Source organism: Shewanella sp. SP2S2-6, assembly GCF_031931965.1.
Taxonomy (GTDB): Bacteria; Pseudomonadota; Gammaproteobacteria; order Enterobacterales; family Shewanellaceae; genus Shewanella; species Shewanella baltica.
Genome location: NZ_JAUOEQ010000012.1, coordinates 19,198 through 41,596, shown reverse-complemented (window position 1 = coordinate 41,596; position 22,399 = coordinate 19,198). Strand labels below are relative to the sequence as shown.

17 protein-coding genes are annotated in these 22,399 nt (G+C 47.6%); 13 read left to right on the top strand and 4 right to left on the bottom strand.

Annotated elements, in window-relative coordinates; all coding sequences use genetic code 11:
- The first annotated feature begins 66 nt into the window (after positions 1–66).
- Positions 67–615 carry a DUF882 domain-containing protein gene (locus tag Q4Q57_RS10485; protein WP_311890784.1) on the top strand — a complete coding sequence of 183 codons (549 nt, stop codon included), beginning with the start codon at positions 67–69 and terminating at the stop codon, positions 613–615.
- Here Q4Q57_RS10485 and Q4Q57_RS10480 read toward each other — a convergent pair.
- Positions 566–1,000 (bottom strand): hypothetical protein, encoded by a 435-nt coding sequence (locus Q4Q57_RS10480; protein WP_311890783.1) that lies wholly within the window; start codon positions 998–1,000, stop codon positions 566–568. The two genes, Q4Q57_RS10485 and Q4Q57_RS10480, sit on opposite strands and share 50 nt — an antisense overlap.
- A 303-nt stretch (positions 1,001–1,303) precedes the next feature.
- Here Q4Q57_RS10480 and rplY point away from each other — a divergent pair, with 303 nt between their 5' ends.
- Complete coding sequence (gene rplY, locus Q4Q57_RS10475; protein ID WP_028760163.1) at positions 1,304–1,591, top strand: 50S ribosomal protein L25; 288 nt, start codon at positions 1,304–1,306, stop codon at positions 1,589–1,591.
- A gap of 164 nt (positions 1,592–1,755) precedes the next feature.
- Here the strand turns inward: rplY and Q4Q57_RS10470 are convergent, their stop codons facing one another.
- Both Q4Q57_RS10470 and Q4Q57_RS10465 read right to left on the bottom strand, forming a co-directional pair.
- Positions 1,756–5,769, bottom strand: coding sequence for a translocation/assembly module TamB domain-containing protein (locus Q4Q57_RS10470; RefSeq protein ID WP_311890782.1), 4,014 nt, complete (start codon positions 5,767–5,769; stop codon positions 1,756–1,758).
- Positions 5,766–7,619 (bottom strand): autotransporter assembly complex family protein, encoded by a 1,854-nt coding sequence (locus tag Q4Q57_RS10465; protein WP_311890781.1) that lies wholly within the window; start codon positions 7,617–7,619, stop codon positions 5,766–5,768. Before Q4Q57_RS10465 ends, Q4Q57_RS10470 begins: the two co-directional genes overlap by 4 nt.
- Before the next feature lie 120 nt (positions 7,620–7,739).
- On the opposite strand from Q4Q57_RS10465, the gene Q4Q57_RS10460 reads away from it, so the two are divergent.
- The 10 genes from Q4Q57_RS10460 to Q4Q57_RS10415 all read left to right on the top strand — a co-directional run bounded on the left by Q4Q57_RS10460 (position 7,740) and on the right by Q4Q57_RS10415 (position 20,239).
- Positions 7,740–8,771 (top strand): isoaspartyl peptidase/L-asparaginase family protein, encoded by a 1,032-nt coding sequence (locus Q4Q57_RS10460; protein WP_006081401.1) that lies wholly within the window; start codon positions 7,740–7,742, stop codon positions 8,769–8,771.
- 341 nt (positions 8,772–9,112) lie between these two features.
- Complete coding sequence (locus tag Q4Q57_RS10455; protein WP_311890780.1) at positions 9,113–10,402, top strand: DUF2254 domain-containing protein; 1,290 nt, start codon at positions 9,113–9,115, stop codon at positions 10,400–10,402.
- Positions 10,403–10,575: 173 nt separating this feature from the next.
- On the top strand, positions 10,576–10,992 hold the full coding sequence (locus Q4Q57_RS10450) for a CBS domain-containing protein (RefSeq protein WP_106650356.1): 417 nt from the start codon (positions 10,576–10,578) through the stop codon (positions 10,990–10,992).
- A gap of 121 nt (positions 10,993–11,113) precedes the next feature.
- Positions 11,114–14,989 carry an ATP-dependent RNA helicase HrpA gene (hrpA, locus tag Q4Q57_RS10445; protein WP_409438187.1) on the top strand — a complete coding sequence of 1,292 codons (3,876 nt, stop codon included), beginning with the start codon at positions 11,114–11,116 and terminating at the stop codon, positions 14,987–14,989.
- Positions 14,990–15,521: 532 nt separating this feature from the next.
- The gene (locus tag Q4Q57_RS10440) at positions 15,522–15,680 is read left to right on the top strand and encodes a nitrate reductase (RefSeq protein ID WP_028760147.1); all 159 of its coding nucleotides are present in this window, start codon (positions 15,522–15,524) and stop codon (positions 15,678–15,680) included.
- A 41-nt stretch (positions 15,681–15,721) separates the two neighbouring features.
- Positions 15,722–15,979 carry a chaperone NapD gene (locus Q4Q57_RS10435; protein ID WP_006086429.1) on the top strand — a complete coding sequence of 86 codons (258 nt, stop codon included), beginning with the start codon at positions 15,722–15,724 and terminating at the stop codon, positions 15,977–15,979.
- A 2-nt stretch (positions 15,980–15,981) separates the two neighbouring features.
- The gene (gene napA / locus Q4Q57_RS10430) at positions 15,982–18,471 is read left to right on the top strand and encodes a nitrate reductase catalytic subunit NapA (protein ID WP_311890813.1); all 2,490 of its coding nucleotides are present in this window, start codon (positions 15,982–15,984) and stop codon (positions 18,469–18,471) included.
- A 10-nt stretch (positions 18,472–18,481) separates the two neighbouring features.
- Positions 18,482–18,967: a nitrate reductase cytochrome c-type subunit gene (locus tag Q4Q57_RS10425; protein ID WP_106650358.1), complete on the top strand. Its 486-nt coding sequence runs from the start codon at positions 18,482–18,484 to the stop codon at positions 18,965–18,967.
- An 8-nt stretch (positions 18,968–18,975) separates the two neighbouring features.
- Positions 18,976–19,563: a cytochrome c3 family protein gene (locus tag Q4Q57_RS10420; protein ID WP_311890778.1), complete on the top strand. Its 588-nt coding sequence runs from the start codon at positions 18,976–18,978 to the stop codon at positions 19,561–19,563.
- A gap of 310 nt (positions 19,564–19,873) precedes the next feature.
- Entirely contained in the window at positions 19,874–20,239 is a 366-nt protein-coding gene (locus tag Q4Q57_RS10415) for a DUF1801 domain-containing protein (RefSeq protein WP_310795218.1), read from the top strand.
- A 263-nt stretch (positions 20,240–20,502) separates the two neighbouring features.
- Here Q4Q57_RS10415 and asnS read toward each other — a convergent pair whose 3' ends face one another.
- Entirely contained in the window at positions 20,503–21,903 is a 1,401-nt protein-coding gene (gene asnS, locus Q4Q57_RS10410; RefSeq protein ID WP_105252305.1) for an asparagine--tRNA ligase, read from the bottom strand.
- 150 nt (positions 21,904–22,053) lie between these two features.
- Here asnS and Q4Q57_RS10405 point away from each other — a divergent pair, with 150 nt between their 5' ends.
- Positions 22,054–22,389: a hypothetical protein gene (locus Q4Q57_RS10405; RefSeq protein WP_220775971.1), complete on the top strand. Its 336-nt coding sequence runs from the start codon at positions 22,054–22,056 to the stop codon at positions 22,387–22,389.
- The last annotated feature ends 10 nt before the right edge of the window (positions 22,390–22,399 follow it).

Below are 22,399 nucleotides of genomic sequence, written 5' to 3'. Positions count from 1 at the left end.
GATCTTAGGGCCTATTCAGTATAATTTGCTTGATTAGTGACCAAAAAGCATGCAAAAGGTGATCATGTGACTTTGATATGTCCTGCCCGTAGGCAGTTATTGTTAGGCCTAAGTGGTGTGGCATTATGTTCTCTTATTCCCTCAAAAGCAGTAGCCAGTCGTTCAACCAAAGGGATCCGTGAGTTAAGTTTGTTTAATCGCCATACCGGTGAACGCGACGATGGCAGTTACTGGGTTGATGGTCATTATCAAAGTAAGGTATTAGACGATTTTAATCATTTACTGCGGGACCATCGCCAGAATGTGGCAGCGCCCATGGATAAACGTTTATTCGATTTACTCTATTCACTTAAAACGACGTTGAATGTCGACGATGAAATCCATGTGATTTCTGGTTACCGTTCACCCAAAACCAATGCCATGCTAGCGAGCAACAGTGGCGGCGTGGCAAAAAAGAGTTATCACATGCGCGGTATGGCTATGGATATCGCGATCCCAAGCGTTAAGCTTAAAACCCTCAGAGACGCGGCTTTATCACTAAAACTGGGAGGCGTGGGTTACTATCCTAGCTCTGGCTTTGTGCATGTCGATTGTGGGCCAGTACGACATTGGTAGCTTGAATGATTTGTTGTTGGACTCGTTGATAGAATCTTTGCTCTAGGGTTTGAGACTCTGTCAGGTAATGCCTCAGCAGCGGGATAAATTGCTGGTTGAGCTTGTTCATTTCTCTATGCTGTTGCCAATCACAAATCAATAAACTCAAATGTTGTGAGAATTGATACTGCCTTTGCCTTTGTAACTCAATGTCGACCGACTCAATGACCTGCATGAGTAAAATCAAGCTGCGGTTTTTCTGTTGGGTGCAGGCAAGCAATTCTAAAAATTTTAATTCGAGGGTATTTTGCTGGTAAGGAACGGTTTCGATAAGTGAGACGAGTTCACGGGCCAGTTGGCATGAAAGTCTGTTTTCTTGTTGTAACTGGTATAGTGCATGACGCATTTTTTGACACAGCAGTTATCGAAATTTGCCCGAGCTTATCAGGCTTCTTAATTTCCCAGTGTGATCTAGATCGCGTGTTTTTTGTTTGAGATCAAAGCCTTTTCTCAGCTGTAACAGTCAAGATACAAGTTCTTCAATTTGATAAATAGCTACCTTTTTTACTAACGCAGCGGCTTAAAAATTGGTGGGGTGCAGGATTCTTGTGTGCCTTGGGTATCTATGTTAGTATTCGCGCGCTTTATATGAGCCGTCATTGGTCGAAAATGTCGGCAACTTTTTACTCTAAATTTAAGTGAGAAACACATGTCTTACACTATCCAAGCACAAACCCGCACTGAAATAGGGAAAGGTTCGAGCCGCCGCCTACGCCATGCTGGTAAAGTTCCTGCTGTTATTTATGGCCAAGGCAAAGAGCCAGTTTCTATTGTTTTTGATCACAAAGATATCATCAACATTCAAGCTAACGCTGATTTCTACACTTCAACTCTGACTATCGTTGTTGATGGTAAAGAAGTGGGTGTACGCGCACAAGCTATGCAACGCCACGTGTTCAAGCCAATCATTGAACATGTTGACTTCGTTTACGCTTAATTGTCGTAACTGAAGCAAAAAAGCGCCTAAGGGCGCTTTTTTTGTGGCTGATTTTCACGCGCCTGATTTTCATCTGATGGATCGGCGTGACTCATTTTATTGTTGCCAAAGACTTATCATAGATAGGCAGAATGTATCGACATTCCACCCGAGTCTTAATCTTGCTACTTGATATTAAAGTTGTAATAGATATCAAGAGATTGCCCTAAAGTACCCGATACGGTTTCGAGATAAAGCTGTGAGAGCAGGTAATATCTGACCGTCATCTCATAGCCAGGGTTAAACACGCCTACCCCGTATTTCACCATCAAGTTCTCGCCGATAAAGCCACTGATCGCCACACGGCCTTCATCGTTGGTGTCGAGTTGCACGTTAGAGAAACCAAACTCTTCTATTAATCCGGTCGCGGTATTACCTATATTATTTATTGCGCCGCCGCCCACCTGCGAGCCTAAACCTAAGGCCGCGCCCATCATCAACGAGTTATTTTGCTCATTGTTGGCACTGTTAAAACCACTGCCTTTAATAATGTAAGACAAGATTTCAGCCTGCTCTTTAGCGGGGTTAGAGAACAGGGTCACCACAGGGCGGGCGGGAGTGCCAGTAACGCGCACACCCGCGACTAAGTCTTCACTCTTAATCTCGCGTATTGCCTCAATATTTAAGTTTGGCACTGACGTTGGCCCCACAAACTGCACTTCGCCGGTACGGATCTTCAGGGTTTGGCCCATAAATTTGTAACTGCCCTGATTGACCTTGATATTACCGAAGAGCAAAGGTGGGCGGAACGCTTGTTGTTGCAGCTTTAAGGTTCCTTGCAGCTTACCTTTGAGACCCATGCCATCAATCCTGAGCTCGTTGCCTACACTGATATTCAGATCGGCCACGACGGCATAGGGGCTAGTTTTAGGTTGCATAGCGGCAATGGAATCGTCAAAGACCACGTCTTCGGAGGTGGCGATACCGCCTTCTGCTAATGGCACAATTTTAATATTACCAGAAGGGACTGCAATTTTTCCTTTTACTGCCAGTTGCTTACTATTGAAGCTTAAGTTGATATCGGGTGAAACATCGAGGATAGCCAGTGGCGGTTGGATCACGGCGAGCTTATCGCCTTCGAGGGCTAATTCGCCACTAAATTGACCTTGGGGCCATTGCAGTTGACCATTTACCCTGCCCAAACCATTACCCATCATCCAGCGGCCTTTGAGCTGGGCTTGTTGACCCGCGAACGACATAGACAGGTCAATTTTGTCTATGAGTGTTGGGTTTGCCGTCAGGGCTAAGGCGCCCTCCGTTAAGGCCATGCTTCCCGATACTTCTGGCGCCTCTAGATTGCCCGCAAAGTTAAGCTGACTGGTCAGCAAGCCTTGTACTGTATTGAGTTGCGGGAAAAATTCTCCCAGTGGTTGTAAGTTGATTTGCTTGATATTGGCAAAACCTGAGAGCGTGCGGTCTGGGGTGACATTGACGTTGATCTCACTCTGCCAACTGGCCACGCCTTCAGATTCAAAATTTAATACTGTTGCAAGCCGTTTAGCATCTAAGGTCGCCAGCAATGACAGATGTTGGTAATTAATGGTGACTTCACGATTCTTATCCCGCTTGAGCATGATACTGCCAGGGGCAAAATCAAAGTTCACATCGGCAGTGGGTTTACGACCCGCAGCCCAAGCAAAATTAGCTAACAATGAGGCAGGACCATCCCAGCGCATATTCGTTGGCAATATCGGTACGAGTAATTGCCCTGGATTACCCGAATAGCTCACCTGCGCGCTGCCTTTTTTGCCGATTGTCGTCTCGCTGTTTAGGCAGATGCGGCTGTTCGGATTCATGAGGCAAAACGGCGTGATGCTGCCCTGATTTTTGTTTTGATCCCAAGCGAGGTTAATGGCGTTATCGAGCTGCCATAGGCCAACGGGGGTGTTGAGATTTAGACGTTCGACATCGAGCCGTAGTCGCGATTTTTTCACATCGTATTGGCTACTCACTGTGGTATCGAGACCGAGATCGCCCGTGGCATTCAGGGTCAGCTTTTGAGCGTCAATCGTGCCTTTCGCCCCAAGCGTCACTGTATCTACATTCTGATCCGCAATCTGTAAGGCTTTTGATTTCAGCGAGATAGCAAATTCATGTTGTTCTAGCGGCTTGTAATAGGCCTTTAAGTTGGATTCTCGCAGTTTAATGTTTTGATAAAACAGTTCAGCGAGTTGGGCGGTGAGTTCAACTTGAGGGTGCTTCTCATCCCCTGTGACATTAATTTGCGCCTGCAATTGGCCGCTGGCCTTAGGCAACCACAGACCGAAGTCGGGTACTTGCAGCTCACCCTGTAGATCCCAGTTGGCGTTGGCTTCGCCTTTGAGTGCCAGAGTCGAGCCCAGTACTTTGGCGTTCAGCCCCTTAGCACTGACATACAGGGAATCATTCACATTGATATCCCCTGTGATATCGAAGGGATAACCTTGCAGAGTGCCCGTGAGCTCAGTGTCGTTCAGGGAGACTTGCCAGTGAGGATCAGCAAATGAGCCTTGAGTGCGTAATTTTCCTGAAATCAAACTGTCCGGTAGACTGGTTGCTATTTGCGCCGTATCCGTTTGTGGTAGTTGTACTTCCTGCAGTTTTACGTCATTGAGCCAGAGATTGGCGTTCCAGCGAATGGCTTTTTGATAATCGAGTTCGCCCGTGAGCTTGACCTGACCAATCGCGCCCGTTGCATCAAGATTATTAATGGTTAACTTCGCATCTTGATGCTGAAGGCTAGTGTCTATGGTGAGTACTTTGTGAAACGGCGTTGTCAGCTGGCCTTTAAGGCTTGCCTCTTGACGATTGAGATCACCTTGACTTTCCAGTGCCACATCACTGACTGAGTAATGAGGGCTTTTTAGCGGCCACTGCAGCCGTGTCTGTTCAAGTTTTACCTTGTAGGGCAGGTTAGGATCGCGAAGCGTTATCTGCCCATCTAGCTTGAAGTCGGCATCGCCCTTGGCGACAGCGTTTACCTGCAATTGCCCTAAGCTTTGGCTCAGCTTTATATCTAGCGCTTGGTGAGTCAGCTCAGGTAATTCGGCTAATTGGTTAAGGGTGAGGTTGGCTTCTAAATCGAGTGGATAATCGTTATCGAGCGTTAAACTGCCTGTGATATCCGCGCTGCCATCTGTATGGCTGATGGCAAGATGATCTAAGGTCAATTGATATTCGCGGAAATGACCTTGCAGCTCGGCATGGCTAAAGACATCTTTACGATCGCCGATTTGCAGCGTGGTGTTATCAAGCGTGAGGGCATTAACCGTCACAGGAAAAGGCATAAACACTTGTGGCAAGTGCGCTAGGGCCCATTCAGCATAATTGTCTTTTACGGGCTTGTTTTTTGCCGGCGAGTTGGCCGATGGATCAGGTGTTGCATTGGCCGCTGCGTTGGGTGTCGTACTCGCGGCTATGTCGGCGTTAGAAGCCGTCGTTGTCGCTGCTTGGCTCGTTTGCGCGGTATCGGTTGCTGTGGGGATCAGCACGAACAATCCTTCACTGGAAAGCTGCTTAACCGACAAGCCTTCGGCAAACCACTTTGCCTCTGCGTTAAGGCGATTCGCTGTAAATTGCATCTCATCCACTTGGATATTCACAGCCTTGAGCTCCGAGGAGTCTAACTCAATATCAAAGGGTAATTGCAGCTCGTTGGGCGCTTCATCGAGCGGCACTATCGGGGTTTCGTTTGTGTCGGCAGACAGGGCTAAGGTATCAATAGTCACATCGACTTTGGCCGCAGATAAGCCATTCACACATAAACGTTTTTGTAGTAAACAGGCGGGTTGCCACAGTAAATGCAGATCCTCAAGTTGCACCTTGATGCCAGCCATAGACCAAGACGCATGGGAAAGGGCTAAGTCTTTATTAATGGAGCCTGAGGTGTAAGTTAGATCAAGATCGGGCACAAACTGATCGGCTAAGCCCACTGTGATGCGCGAACCAAACTCAGTGCCGAGTAATAGGGCGATTAACACTAAAAGCCCTAATGGCACATAGATGATAATCCGAGTCCAGAGTTTGAACTGTCGCCACAGTTTTTGAATGAATGATACCGATTGGGTGACAGAGGTCGCAATGGCTTCAGTGACTTCGGTGATAGGGCTGTCTATTACGTCTTGCTCTGTTGGCTTATTATGCTCTGGGGGCTGGCTCATAGATCTGTCCCCATGGTCAGGTGAATACGCCATGATCTTTCAATGGTATCGGTTTCTTTCAATCCAACCCCTAAATCCAGTTTGATTGGGCCAATGGGGGAGATCCAATGGATACCGCCACCGACTGAGACAACAGGTTCAAATTGATTATTATCGAAGGCGTTACCCGCATCGATAAAGGTACCGACCCGCCAAGTGGGGGTTACATAATATTGATATTCTAAACTGCCGACCATTAAATAGCGGCCACCTATGACCTCGCGATTGGTTTTACCATCATCTGCGACATAATCTAAATAGGGACCCAATTCTTGATAACCATAACCCCGTACACTTTGATCACCACCGGCAAAATAGCGCAGCGAAGGCGGGATAGAAGCCAGATCATTCTCGTTGGCTAAGTTGGCGGCTAAATCGATACGCGCAACAATCCTGTGATTGTCGAAGAAGGTATCAATCCATTTAAATTTGGCTTGAAGGCGCGCTAAGCGGGTTTCTGAGCCTAAATTGGGATCTGCATAATCTAGGCTGTAAATCTGTCTGAAACCAGACTTAGGATCGAGTGAATTATCTCCCCGCGTCGTTCGCGAAAAGTTGATCCCAGCCAGATAAAACGACGGCATATAATCGACATCAGACTGGGTGTATTCTTCGCGAATAGCCTCAAGTGAATAATTCATTAGCCACTGATTTTCTAGTCTTTGTTGGCGCAATAGTCCAATAAGGTATTTAGTCGATTCAAGCTGACCTGTGTTACTAAAATCGCGATTCTCGGCGTCATACACTTGGGTCACACCGTATTTATCCCGCAGTAAACCGACGCGGATTTTTAATTGATCATCTAAGGGATGTGTCAAGGGGATAGTATAAGTGGTTAATAACTTAGGTCTATCCGGTGACCATTCGAGGCTGGTTTCCTGTGAATGGCCGTATTTATTGATTTGTGGCGTGCGCCAAGTGACGCGCACCCTTGGGTCGAAAGCTTGGTCTGTCTTACCAATATCACCACCAAAACCGAGCTCAATGGCGTGGCTTGCCTTAGGGGTTAATTCGACCAGCACAGGAATATGACTCTCTTCGACACCGTCGATTTGCGGGATCACTTTGATATTGGCGAAATAGCCCGTATCTAATAACTGGCGATTCAGCGCGCTCACACGGCGGGTTGAATATGAAGCACCTGCCTTAAAAGGGATAAGATCTTCTAAAATTTCAGGTTCTAAACTATGGCCTTCGAAGCTGACTTGGCCAAATTTATAACGTTTACCAGAGTCGAAATGTAAACTTACCTGCGCGGTATTAATGTCGCGGTTAACTTTAATCTGTGATTCCGTAAATTCACCATCGAAGTAACCTCGGGCTAAAGCTAAGGTGACCAGTTGCGATTTGACGTCGCTATATACACCGTGGTTTAGCACATCGCCAGGCTTTAAGTTGACCTTAGCCAGCCATTGATCGAAGGCGCGATCATCAAGCATTTCACCACTGAAGTTAATATCGACCCATTGCACTATGGTCGGTTCGCCAGCAGTGATCTCCAGTTTCAGTTCCCAAGGGCCCTTATCATGTTCCGTCAGTTTTTCTTCCACTTCACCATGGTAGTAACCCATGGATTCTAAGGCTGTGCTGACATTGTCTTCGACATTAAACAGAAAGGCACGGCGCTGCACCTCGGACTCGGGTAAGGTGCCTAAGTGCGCAACTATGTTACGTTGCAGAGCTTCATTCACGCCTGAGACAGACAATTTAATAAATTCATCTGCCGCCGCAGCGACGGATGTGACTGAAATCAGACTCAGAAATAAGCAAAAACGAAAATAATGTGAGGTGATTTGCAAAAATGGCTGCACTTTATAGTCCCTGTGATGTGGCATCATTGTCGCCAGAATAAAACCAACAGGCAAGGAGATGATTGAAATTACACGATGAAATGGGTACAAAGGACGCTACTTTTTAAGGGGATGTAAAGAATGAAAACAAAATTAGCCACCTTTAGTTTAATTATCTCGGGTTTACTTTTTATGTCACACAACACCTTTGCCAATGACAAACCGTTTGCGATTGCGATCCACGGCGGCGCTGGCACGATTTCTAAGGCTAATCTCACCCCTGAACAGCGCCAAGCCTACAAAGATAAGTTAAAGGAAGCGGTTGATAAAGGCTCAAAAGTGTTAGAAGAGGGCGGTGACAGTTTAGTTGCGGTGCAAACAGCCATTAATATTCTCGAAAATAGCCCACTGTTCAATGCCGGCATAGGCGCGGTTTACACCTATGACGGCGGGCATGAGTTAGATGCGTCCATTATGGATGGCAAAACCATGAATGCTGGCGCAATTGCTGGAGTGCGCCATATCGCCAATCCCATTGATCTCGCTTTAGCTGTGATGAATAAGTCTGAGCATGTGATGCTCTCGGGCGCAGGTGCAGAAGAATTTGCCTTGACTCAAGGCTTTAGCTTAGTGCCAAACAGTCATTTTGATACTGACGAGCGTTATCAACAATTACTCGATGCTAGGCAAAAACTGCAAGCTGCGGCTAAATCAGAGCAAGTCGCCAATGTTGAGATGAAAGATCTCGATTACAAATTTGGTACCGTAGGCGCCGTCGCCTTAGACAAAAATGGCAACTTAGCTGCTGGTACCTCAACCGGCGGCATGACGGCAAAACGCTTCGGCCGCATTGGAGATTCCCCGGTGATTGGTGCCGGTACTTATGCTGAAAATGGGGTGTGCGCCGTATCGGCAACCGGACACGGTGAGTTCTTTATTCGTTACCAAGTGGCGGGGGATATTTGTGCCAAAGTGAAATACCAGCAGAAATCCATTATTCAAGCCGCCGATGAAGTGATCAATCAACGTCTTATCACCGCAGGTGGTTCGGGCGGCGTGATTGCCGTCGATCAGCGCGGTAATATCGCCACGCCATTTAACACTGAAGGCATGTACCGCGCTACCCGTAGCAATGGCGAACCCGCCCAAGTGCTGATCTGGCAAGACCAATAACTTGAATTGTAAAAGCAGTTGGTTCGAGACGGACATTGCTTACAAGATTGTTTAGAAGATTGCTTAGAAACATCACTTATAAACCTTAAAAAGCGAGTGCTGCGAAAGTGGCACTCGCTTTTTGCTAACGGTTTTTTGCTTTAAGACTGGATAAGAAGCTGATAGGTTTGAGCTATTACGATTAGTCTATGGTATGTGCGTATAAAGCGTTGTTTGATTTCATTAGACGTACAATCATCAAACGCAAAGCCGTACTTAACTCACAGTCAAAAAGCTGCAGTTTGTGTCCAGCGAACTCATCGCGTTTGCATGAGGTTGCACTCAGCGTAAAGGATATTTACATGATTTCTACCGTGTTAACCGACCGCGTCAGAGTTTTCCTCAATCGGTTTCGCCATCGACTTTGGGTTAAACCACTGCTTGTTTGCCTATTATCGATTGCAGTCGCCTTTGTCGCAAAATTGGCTGATGGCACTGAGCTTGTTGAGATTGCACCTAAGGTGTCATCGGCCTCCATCGAGGCGCTGTTATCCGTTATGGCTTCCAGCATGCTGGTTATCGCCACTTTTTCCGTGGGTTCTATGGTCTCGGCCTATGCTTCGGCGGCTAACACGGCAACACCACGTTCATTTATTTTAGTTGTCGCCGATGATGCCTCCCAGAATGCGCTATCGACCTTTGTTGGGGCATTTATCTTCAGTATTGTGGCACTCACTGCGGTCAAAAATGATTACTTTCAAACGGCAGGTCTGTTTATCCTTTCCCTGCTGACCACGTTTATTTTTGGCATGGTGATCTTTACCTTTGTACGTTGGGTGGATCGCATCGCTCGTCTTGGCCGCATGGCAACCACAATTGAGAAAGTTGAAAAGGCGGCGGCCGATGCCCTGACACGGCGACGCAATACCCCACATCTTGGCGGCGTTTCTGTGCGTCCCCAAGCGCGTGGACGAGCCGTGTACGCGGCTAACGTCGGTTATGTTAAGTACATTAATATTGCTGCGATGCAGCGCTGGGCAGAGAAAAACGAGGTGCGAGTCGTAATCGCAGCTCTGCCGGGTACGTTCGCCACACCCAATCGACCATTGGCATACATTAGTGCCGATGGTGCGGAGCAGACTGAGATGGATTGCACTTGTGTTGTCGAGTCATTCCAGATTGGTGATACCCGTCTTTTTGACGACGATCCGCGATTTGGTCTAGTGGTACTGTCGGAAATCGCTGGCCGCGCTTTATCACCCGCGGTCAATGACCCAGGTACGGCCATTTGCATCATAGGCACACTGGTACGGCTGTTTACACTATGGGGTGAACCCGCGGCAGGTGATGATAAACCCGCGCCAGAGTGTGATCGCGTAGAGGTTCCTCACGTTTGTGTGCAGGACATGTTTGATGATGCGTTTACCGCGATAGCTAGAGACGGTGCGGGAGTGGTGGAAGTCGCAGTACGGCTACAAAAAGCGCTTGAATCGTTAGCATCCAGCGATGACGGGGAAATACGCGCAGCCGCTGAGTACCACGGTCGATTGGCGCTGAAGCGTTCACAAAAAGTGCTTGATATCGAAGAGGACTTGCAAGCCGTACAAGACGCCGCCAAGTTCGCCGGATCAGCAGCTTCGTCTAGCACTTAACGAGACATTAATTATTTCGTCGTGCTGTGTATCCGTTTGCTGTTTCTTTTTATTCTGTCAGCGCTTTTTGACATTCGGTTTACACACTAGATAAGCGCAATCGATATAAATCGCACATCCTTGCCGATATTTTGACTAGACTACAAACGTAGGGTTAATTCGAGGGGAAGACTATGGACTTAATTAAGATTCGTGACCATATGGATCGTCAGCCCGTGTTACTGCGCGCGAATATGTCGCTGGCGACCGCGGTCGAAAAGCTGTTAGATAATAATAAAATGGGCGCCGCTGTGGTTGATGAGGCGGGCGATTTGGTAGGCTTTTTATCCCAGCAGGATTGTCTGGCTGTGATGATCAAGAGTAGCTATCACTGCGATATGACCTCAGTGGTGAAGGACTGTATGCGTACTGAAGTGCTGTTTGTCGGGCCTGATGACAGTATTTTGCAACTTGCTGAACAAATGCTCGGGCCTAAACCTAAGGTTTATCCTGTGGTTGAACACGGTAAAGTGATAGGCACGATAAATCGTACTAATGTGCTCAAAGCGATGAATATCTATATGCAACAATGCTATCTTTCACCGGTTTAATCTGAGCCGCTGTGGACATAATCTGACAGCCTTTATCCTGAGTGCAGAGTAATTAGCAATACCATTGCGCCACTTTCCTTGCTAGGATCGCCGTTTTTGATGCTAGCAATGGAATTTGGATTTGAACTCAGACAAACATCCGCTATCGAACGCCTATCTTAATCTTTGTTATCAGGCTGATGCGTCTAGGATCCGTCGTCGTTTATTTAAGCTCAATAAAGAAGCCGACTCAGATAAAAAGACCCAAATCTTAGCCCAGCTGAGTGAGCAAGCGCAGGCGGCGTTTGAGAAGGTTGAGCAGCGCCGTAACGCTCGCCCTAAAATCCAATATCCTGAAAACCTTCCCGTTTCTTTGATGCGCGATGACATTGCGCGCGCGATTGCGGGCAATCAAGTGGTGATCATTGCTGGTGAAACGGGCTCGGGTAAAACCACGCAGCTCCCCAAAATTTGTTTAGAACTCGGCTTAGGTTGCCGTGGCATGATTGGCCACACCCAGCCAAGACGCTTAGCTGCCCGCAGCGTGGCGAGCAGAGTCGCAGAAGAATTACAAAGCCCGCTCGGTGAAGTGGTCGGCTTTAAAGTGCGGTTTGCCGATGCACTTAAGAGTGACTCTTATATTAAGTTGATGACCGACGGTATTTTACTGGCGGAATTGACCTCAGATCGCAATCTCGATCAATACGATACTATCATCATAGATGAGGCCCACGAGCGTAGCCTCAACATCGATTTTATTCTGGGCTACCTTAAACAGATCCTTAAAAGACGCCCCGATCTTAAAGTCATCATCACGTCGGCGACCATAGACGTTGAGCGTTTTTCTAAGCATTTCAACAATGCGCCGATTATCGAAGTGTCGGGCCGTACCTTTCCGGTCGAAACCCGTTATCGACCATTAGTGCAAGATAGCGATGCTGATTTAGATCAAATCGAAGGCATTTTTGCCGCCGTCGATGAGCTGGTGGCCGAAGGGCTTGGCGACATTCTGATCTTTATGAACGGCGAGCGGGAAATTCGCGATACGGCCGAGCAATTGAGCCGACGTAATTACCGCGATACCGAAATTTTGCCGCTGTACGCGCGTTTGTCCTATGGCGAGCAGTCCAAAGTCTTCAGTAGTCACAGAGGTCGGCGGATTGTACTAGCGACCAACGTAGCGGAAACCTCGCTGACTGTGCCGGGCATTCGCTATGTTATCGACCCAGGTACGGCGCGTATCAGCCGCTACTGCTATCGCACTAAGGTGCAACGCTTACCGATTGAACCTATCTCACAGGCGAGCGCCAATCAGCGCCAAGGCCGTTGTGGCCGTGTGGGACCGGGTATCTGTATTCGTTTGTACGATGAGGCGGATTTTAATAATCGTCCGGCGTTTACCGATCCTGAGATTCTGCGTACTAACTTGGCTTCGGTCATTTTGCAGATGCTGGCCATCGGCCTAGGTGATATCGCCGGTTTCCCCTTTATCGAGCCACCCGATCCCCGCCATATCCGCGATGGTTTCTTGCTGCTCGAAGAATTACAAGCGGTTGAGAGCAAACACGGCAAGCTAGTGTTGACGCCACTTGGGCGCAATCTGGCGCAAATTCCTGTGGATCCGCGTTTGGCGCGTATGGTGGTCGAGAGTCAGCAGTTAGGTTGTTTGAACGAAGTGCTAGTGATTGCCGCGGGCTTATCGATTCAAGATCCCCGCGAACGACCGATGGAGAAGAAGCAAGCCAGTGATGAAGCCCATCGCCGTTTTGCCGATCCCAGTTCCGATTTCGTCAGTTGGATAAATCTGTGGCAGCACTTAAAAGATCAGCAAAAAGAGTTATCTGCTAGCCAGTTCCGTAAAAAGTGCCGCGATGAATATTTAGCCTATTTGCGCGTGCGCGAGTGGCAGGACTTATACACTCAGCTTAAACAAGCCGTGCACGATTTAAAGTGGCGTTTAAACGATACACCCGCCAATTACGACAGCTTGCACCGTGCGTTGTTGTCGGGATTGTTGAGCCATGTTGGTTTTAAAGATAACAATAACGAGTATTTAGGTGCGCGTAATCGTAAGTTTTTTGTGTTTCCCGGTTCGCCGCTCGCCAAAAAAGGCCCTAAGTGGATTATGGCGGCTGAGCTTACTGAAACATCACGTCTATTTGCTCGCTGCTGCGCTAAAATCGAACCCGAATGGCTAGAGCCCTTAGCGGCGCATTTGATTAAGAAAAGCTATGTAGAGCCCCATTTTGAGGCAAAACCTGGCAGCGTTATCGCCCTTGAGAATCAAGTGCTTTATGGTTTGACGGTTGTGCACCGCCGCAAAGTGCAATACGGCCCCATCGATCCTGTTGAAGCGCGTGAGATTTTTATCCGCAGCGCTTTGGCAGAAGGGCAGTTACAGACCCAAGAAGCGTTTTTTGTCGCTAACCAAAAGCTGCTCGAAGACATTGAATCACTCGAACATAAATCCCGTCGCCGCGATATTTTGGTGGACGAGCAAGTGTTAGTGGATTTTTACGAGCCGCGGATCCCTGAAGGGATTTACAACGCGCAGCTGTTTTTTGGCTGGTGGAAGAAGGCCAAGCGCGAGCAACCGGATTTACTCGATTTCAGCAAAGCACTGTTAATGCAGCGCAATGCCGACCATATCTCGACCTTGGATTTCCCCGATACGTGGCACAAGGGCAATTTGCGCCTTCAGCTAAGTTATCACTTTGAACCCGCGGCGGCGGATGACGGCGTGTCGGTTCACATTCCGGTGGCGCTGCTTAATCAAATCGACGATAGCGATTTTGATTGGCTAGTGGCAGGGCTAAGGGAAGAAAAGTGCATCGCTCTGATCAAATCTTTGCCTAAGAGTTTACGACGTAACTTTGTGCCCGCGCCTGACTATGCCCGCGCTTGTGTGCAGGCCATGGTGCCTTTTAGTGCCAGTTTGCTTGAGGCCATGTGCAAGCAATTATTGCGCATGAGTGGCACGCGTATATCGCCGGAAGATTTTGATTTAACGCAACTGCCCGCGCATTTGCAGATGAACTTTAAAATCGAAGACGATAAACACAACTTAGTCGCCGAAGGTCGGGTGCTCGATACCTTAAAAGCCGAGTTGCAGGGCGTGGTGGCGAAAGCCATTCGTCAGGTGGCGGATAAAGGTATAGAGCAAGAAGCGTTAACTGAGTGGTCCTTCGGCGATTTGCCGCAGCAATATCAGCAGCAAAAAGGCAATTATCAAGTGCGGGCGTTTCCGGCGCTGATCGATAAAAAAGACAGTGTTGCGATCAAATTATTTGATGACGAATTTGAAGCCTTAGATGCCCATCGCCAAGGTCTGCGACGCTTATTGCTGCTAAACATTCCATCACCGGTGAAACACTTACAGCAAGCTTTGCCGAATAAGGCGAAATTGGCGATGTATTTCAATCCCTTCGGTCAAGTGCAAATCTTGATTGATGACATTATTGCCGCCGCTGTGCAGCAATTGTTGGATGAAAAAGCCCTCGATGTGCGTAATCAAACCCAATTTGAGCAGGCAAAGGACTGGGTCCGCCAAGAACTCAACCCGACCGCAGAGCAAATTGCCCTGAAGGTTGAGCAGATTTTGACCTTATACCAGAGCATTAAAAAGCGTCTCAAGGGCAAAATTAGCTTAGATATCGCTTTTGCTATGAGTGATATTCAAAGCCAATTAGACAAATTAGTTTTTAAAGGGTTTGTTGAATCCTGCGGTTGGAATCGTTTAGTCGATGTGGCGCGTTACTTAAAAGCGATTGAAATCCGTGTCGAGAAGTTGCCTGTCGATCCGACTCGTGACCGTTTGCATATGCAGAGCATTAACAAGGTGCAGGAAGCATTGAATGCACAATTGGCGAAAGTGCCACGATCGCAGCCGACACCGCCCGCGTTAATTGAAGCGCGCTGGATGATTGAAGAGTATCGTGTTTCCTGTTTTGCGCAGGTGTTAGGCACGGCTTATCCGATATCTGAAAAACGCATTTTGAATCATATCCAACAAGTATAAAAATATGAGGTCAGTGAATTTATTATTTACGACTCAATAGTTGTTATTCTTGGTTATCTCATTACGCCGCTAAGCTTACTTAGCGGCGTTTTTACTTTGTGGTTTTAGTCGTTCTCGTTTTGCGGTCACTAACTTACCTGAGCAAACAACATTTAATCTCGAAACGTCAACACGCCCTAATCAGTTTGCTTTACTCCTTTGGAGATATTTAGCGCTAATTTTAAACATTCACCTTGCTAAAAAACTGATCTTTGACCATGTTTTAGCCACACCTTAATAACTTCTTTGTCCGAATTCACCTCATTACAATCTAGTAAATCGTTTACAAACCATGAGCTAGTTAAATCTATCGCCAAATTGATGATCTGGATCAAGCATCATCAGCTTTACCAATTTGGAGGTATACAGTTTGTTAACAACTAAAAGGTATGATGTTTGAGTGAGTTAAAGATGCAACGGATATACATAAAACCTGCCGCTGACGCTTGTTCCAGCGCGAAAAAATGGCAGGAACACACCTCTTGGAGGATGCATGAGTGCTAGCACCGCAGAAGAAAAATCCTTAGAACTGAAAATTTTTATCTTTTTAACCGTATTTCTCGCACCGTTATTGTCCGTGCTGCTGGTCAGTGGCTTGGGCTTTGCAATTTGGTTTAGTCAGATCCTGACTGGACCGCCGGGAGCGGGTTAATCGCTTTATTATCAAATATTAGACAAAGAGTGGAATGTCGGATGAGCAAAGAACTCCATATCACCAGTTTAGTGGTGCAGGTCTTACCGCAGAAAATGGCAGATGTTAGACAAGAGATCATGACCATTGAAAATGCCGAACTTTCCGTCAACAACGAAGTGAAATTGGTCGTGGTTATCGAAGGTGAGACTCAGCGCGCCTTGATGGACTGCATAGAAGCGATCAATGCCATTCCGGGTGTGTTATCCGCCACTATGGTTTACCACCAGAGTGAAACGCTCGAAGAGGGTGAAGAATGAATATGAACAGACGTGACTTTATTAAGGCCAACGCGGTGATCGCCGCTGCAGGGGCCGCAGGTTTAGCTTTGCCCGCTGGCGCAAGTAACCTGATAACCAGCTCAGAACAAACCAAATTAGAGTGGAACAAGGCTCCATGCCGTTTCTGTGGTACGGGCTGCTCTGTGACTGTCGCCACTCGCGACGGCAAAGTGGTGGCCACCCACGGCGATGCCAACAGTGAAGTGAACCGTGGCCTTAACTGTATCAAGGGTTATTTCCTGTCGAAAATCATGTATGGCAGCGATCGCTTAACCACGCCCATGCTGCGAATGACCGATGGCAAATACGACAAGCACGGCGAGTTTTCGCCGATAAGCTGGGACAGCGCCTTCGACATCATGGCGCAAAAATGGAAAGAGACCATTAAAGCCAAGGGCCCAACCGCTGTGGGCATGTTTGGTTCGGGCCAATGGACAGTGTGGGAAGGTTACGCCGCCGTTAAGTTGATGAAGGCGGGCTTTGGCTCTAACAATATCGACCCTAATGCGCGTCATTGTATGGCGTCGGCCGTGGTCGGTTTTATGCGCACTTTCGGTATCGATGAGCCAATGGGCTGCTATGACGATATGGAAGCCGCCGATGCGTTTGTGCTTTGGGGCTCGAACATGGCCGAAATGCACCCGATCCTGTGGAGCCGAGTGACCGACAGACGCTTGAGTGAACCCCATGTCAGAGTGGCCGTGTTATCGACTTTCCAGCATCGCTCCTTCGATCTGGCAGATTTACCGATAGTGTTCACCCCGCAAACCGATTTAGCCATGTTGAACTTTATTGCTAACTATATTATTCAAAACGATAAAGTGAACTGGGATTTCGTGAAGAAACACGTAAATTTCCGCCAAGGCACGACTGATATCGGCTACGGTTTACGTCCGACTCATCCGCTTGAACAGAAAGCCAAAAACGTCAAAACGGCGGGGGATTCAACGCCAATCGATTTTGAAGCCTTCAAAGCCTTTGTTGCCGAATACACAGTCGAGAAAGTCAGTAAACTGTCTGGCGTGCCAGAAGATAAACTGATCGAATTGGCTAAGCTGTATGCTGATCCTAATACGAAAGTGACGTCATTCTGGACCATGGGCTTTAACCAACATACCCGTGGTGTGTGGTGTAACAACCTGATTTACAACATCCATTTATTAACAGGTAAGATTTCTACCCCTGGCAACAGTCCGTTCTCGCTGACAGGTCAGCCATCGGCCTGTGGCACGGCCCGTGAAGTCGGGACTTTCTCTCACCGTTTACCTGCGGACATGGTGGTGACCAATCCCGAGCACAGAAAACACGCTGAAGAAACGTGGAAAATTCCAAGCGGCATTATTCCACCTAAACCCGGTTATCATGCTGTCGAGCAAAATCGCCGCCTAAAAGACGGTGACTTGAACTGCTATTGGGTGCAAGTGAACAACAATATGCAGGCGGGGCCGAACATCAACGAAGAAGGGCTACCGGGTTACCGTAACCCTGCCAACTTTATCGTGGTATCAGATGCTTATCCCACAGTTACCACTCAAGCCGCCGATTTGATCTTGCCCACTGCTATGTGGGTTGAGAAAGAGGGGGCTTACGGTAATGCCGAGCGCCGTACTCAGTTCTGGCATCAAATGGTGCAAGCGCCGGGCGAGTCGCATTCGGATCTGTGGCAGCTGATGGAGTTTGCGAAACGTTTCACCACAGATGAAGTGTGGCCAAAAGATGTGTTAGCCGCTAATCCAGAGTTTAAGGGCAAAACCCTATTCGAAGTTCTGTACCAAAACGGCAATGTTGATAAGTTCCCATTGACGGATGCGGATCCTAAGTATCTGAACGATGAAGCTAAACATTTTGGTTTCTATGTGCAAAAAGGCCTGTTTGAAGAATACGCCTCCTTTGGACGCGGTCATGGCCACGACTTAGCACCATTTGATGCTTATCACGAGGCCCATGGTCTGCGTTGGCCTGTGGTCGATGGCAAGGAAACCAAGTGGCGTTTCCGTGAGGGGAGCGATCCTTATGTTAAAGCAGGTAAGGGCTTTGAGTTTTATGGTCATCCCGATGGCCGTGCGGTGATTTTTGCGCTGCCCTATGAGCCCGCCGCCGAGTCGCCAGACGAAGAATACGATATCTGGTTATCGACGGGCCGAGTGCTGGAACATTGGCATTCGGGTTCTATGACCCAACGTGTGCCTGAGCTTTATCGTGCTTTCCCTGATGCTGTGTGTTTTATGCATCCCGAAGATGCCAAGAAACGCGGTCTGCGCCGCGGTGACGAAATTCGTGTGGTGTCACGACGGGGTGAAATTAAGACCCGAGTTGAAACCCGTGGCCGTAATAAACCGCCTGTGGGCTTAGTGTTTGTGCCTTGGTTTGATGCTAGCCAGCTCATTAATAAAGTCACTTTAGATGCGACAGATCCCTTGTCAAAACAAACTGACTTTAAAAAATGTGCGGTGAAGATCGTCAAGGTTTAAGGAGAACACGATGAAAACCCTAAAATTAGTTTCAGCGATCGGTTTACTGGCCTTTGGCGCATTAATGATGACAAGTGTATCTGCCGCCAGTATTCCCGAAGATAAAATTGATACCCTGCGCCAAGCGCCTATCAATGTCGAGCCGACGCCGCCAGCGATGCAAAACGTGCGTAATACCGATGTGAAGGAAGTGCGTAACTATCCCATGCAGCCACCCGTGATCCCGCACAAAATTGACGGCTATCAGCTCGATCTTAAAGTGAATAAGTGTATGGCCTGTCATGCTCGCAGTCGCATCGGGGATTCCCAAGCGCCTATGGTCAGTGTCACGCACTATATGGACAGGGATAATAACTTCTTAGCCGAATTATCGCCGCGTCGATATTTCTGTACTCAGTGCCATGTGCCGCAGTTAGATGCCAAATTACTGGTCGAAAACGACTTTGTAGACATGGAACATCTGATCAAAACCAACACTGAGCAGAAAAAACACTAGGAGTTAGCATGTTAGATAAACTGAAAAAAATCTGGCAGGTACTCAATCGTCCGAGTGTGCATTACAGTTTAGGTTTTTTGACCTTAGGTGGCTTTGTGGCTGGGGTGATTTTCTGGGGCGGCTTTAACACTGCCCTTGAAGCTACCAACAAGGAAGCCTTCTGTATCGGTTGCCATGAGATGGAAAATAACGTCTATCAAGAGTTACAGACAACGATTCATTTCACTAACCGCAGTGGTGTGCGGGCAACCTGCCCAGATTGCCATGTACCACATAACTGGACAGATAAGATCGCCCGTAAGATGCAGGCATCTAAGGAAGTGTGGGGGAAGGTTTTCGGCACGATTAACACCCGAGAAAAGTTTGAAAGTAAACGGCGTGAGTTAGCTGAGCATGAATGGGAAAGATTAAAAGCCAATGACTCGCTCGAGTGCCGTAACTGCCATAACTTTACGTATATGGACTTTACCCGCCAATCACCCAGAGCGGCGCAGATGCACTCAACGTCACTGGCGAGCGGCGAAAAGACCTGTATCGATTGCCACAAGGGGATTGCTCACCATCTCCCCGATATGGCAGGTGTGAAGGGCTTTTAATCTTAAACAGAGTGTGACTTCGTGTGGTTTAGCGTGACTTAGGCTCGTGTTACTTGATGTAGCTTAGTGTTATTTAAGGTTAGTTAGATATCTCCAGCCAAAGGCCAAGCATACCTGCTTGGCCTTTTTATTGATTGTAATGGCAGCATGGCATTGCGACTTCACTTGGTAGTTGGCATGCTGAGATAACGTTTAAGCGATTGATTTTGTTTATGAGAGCCTGACGGGGTTTTATTCAGTTCACTGTACAGGATACAATCGACATTATGGAAAGGCCGCTATGGAAAATACCATTACGCAGGAGGCGATGATGAATGAACAACTTGAAAAACTCTTAGAAGACATCGGTTTTATGAGCCCGAGCTTGCTTGAAATCGTCCAGGGCGTGCGCCAAACCGTTAAAGCCACTGCCGCCTTATCCTCGCTCGATATCACTGAAACTGTTAAATATGGTGGAATACTCTTTAGCACGAAGAGCGCTTTTGGTGGGGTGTTTGCCTATAAACAGCATGTGTCATTGGAGTTTAGCTTGGGCGCAAACTTTAGCGATCCACACAAGGTGCTCGAAGGCAGTGGCAAATTTCGCCGCCATATCAAGTTAACCTCAATCGATGAAATCGCAGCTAAACACGTGGCGGAATATATCACGCAGGCGCTGCATCAAGCGGATAAGTAACAAGCGAATGAGTGGCTGTTTCGCTTTATGATGTTAGGTAATAGTGTTAGGCATTAGTGTTGGGTCGTGATGATAATTTATGGTGCTAACTCATGGTATTAGTTCAGAGTATTAGCTCAGCATGCTAGCAAAAGCGCAGAAACAAAAAAGGAGCTGAATATTCAGCTCCTTTTCGTTTTGCTAAGGCGCAGTAGCGACGCCTTAGCTTAATTCTAATGTTGAGCTTGTTACTCCAAAGAGTCACACGCCCAATCAAAAGGATATTAGAAGTTCGCAGTGCGCGGTGCACGTGGGAATGGGATAACATCACGAATGTTGTTAACGCCCGTCACGTAAGACACTAAACGCTCAAACCCTAGACCAAAACCTGCGTGTGGCACTGTGCCATAACGGCGCATATCACGGTACCACCAGTAATCTTCTTGGTTTAGATCCATTTCAGCTAAACGCATATCCAGCACGTCTAAACGCTCTTCACGTTGAGAACCACCGATGATTTCACCGATACCTGGGGCTAACACGTCCATCGCGGCAACGGTTTTACCGTCATCGTTTAAGCGCATGTAGAAGGCTTTGATATCTTTCGGATAGTTCTTCACTACCACAGGGGCTTTGAAGTGTTCTTCGGCTAAGTAACGCTCATGCTCAGAAGATAAGTCGATACCCCAAGACACTGGGAACTCGAAGGTTCTGCCACAGTTTTGCAGAATTTCAACCGCATCTGTGTAATCCACTTGTGCAAAATCGCTTGAAACGAAAGATTGCAGACGGTCGATCACTGTCTTATCAACGTGCTGGGCGAAGAAGGTTAAATCGTCCATACGCTCAGTCAATACGGCATTGAATGCGTATTTCAACATCGCTTCGGCAAGGCCAGCGATGTCGTTTAAGTTAGCGAAGGCCACTTCAGGCTCAACCATCCAGAATTCCGCTAAGTGGCGGCTAGTGTTTGAGTTTTCAGCACGGAAAGTCGGGCCAAAGGTATACACTTTTGACAGTGCACAGGCGTAGGTTTCAGCGTTCAACTGACCAGATACGGTTAGGAAAGCTTCTTTACCGAAGAAATCTTTATCGTAATCGACTTTACCTGCTTCAGTACGCGGCAGGTTTTCCATATCTAAGGTCGATACGCGGAACATCTCACCGGCACCTTCACAATCTGATGCAGTAATCAGTGGGGTAGATACCCAAATAAAGCCTTCTTCGTGGTAGAAGCGGTGAATCGCTTGGGATAAACAGTTACGCACGCGGGCAACGGCACCAATAATGTTAGTGCGTGGGCGTAAGTGCGCTAATTCGCGTAAATGTTCAATCGAGTGACGCTTAGCGGCCATTGGGTAAGTGTCTGGATCATCAACCCAGCCAGCAACTTCAAGTTCAGTCACTTGCAGTTCAAATGCTTGGCCTGCGCCTGGAGATTCCACCACGTCGCCTGTCATCACAACAGAACAACCCGCAGTCAGCTTTAACACTTCGTTGTCGTAATTATCTAAGCTATTGGGCACGACGCCTTGGATAGGATTAAAGCATGAGCCGTCATAAACAGCTAAAAAAGAGATGCCGGCTTTAGAGTCACGACGGGTTCTGACCCAGCCACGCACTGTGACTTTAGAACCGACGGCGTGCTCACCTTTAAATACAGATGCGACAGATGCGATGCTCATTGTTGCTTAATTCTCCAACGAAACGTTTTATATGAAAATTTTGGAGGTTTATATTACCTTGCTGGTGGCTTTTCTCAAGCTGAAAAAGGTATCCTGAGGTTAATAATATCGATATTGAGCGATATAGTGAGTTAAACGGCGGGAGGCGGTATGAGCAAGACTAGAATATTTCAAATTATCCTTGCGACCTTATCCATTTTAGGCTGGGCAATAGCCGTCTATGCGCTATTAGTGTTTAGTGATGCAAGGCCAGACCGTGAAGTTGGGGCCTATTTGACCCGTGGCGCGACATTTAGAGTCCATTGGGATCCACATGAAACCCAATTATTGCAGTATTTGATTTGGGCCTGTGGCGGCATTAGTTTGGTCAGTTTAGCGTTTAATTTTTATGTCGCCCAACATAGTCGCATGGGCTATTGGTTTAATATTCCCATGTTGCTGTTAACCTCGATTGTCGCTGGTTTGTATATTCATTTGGTGGTTTAAGCTAGCCTGT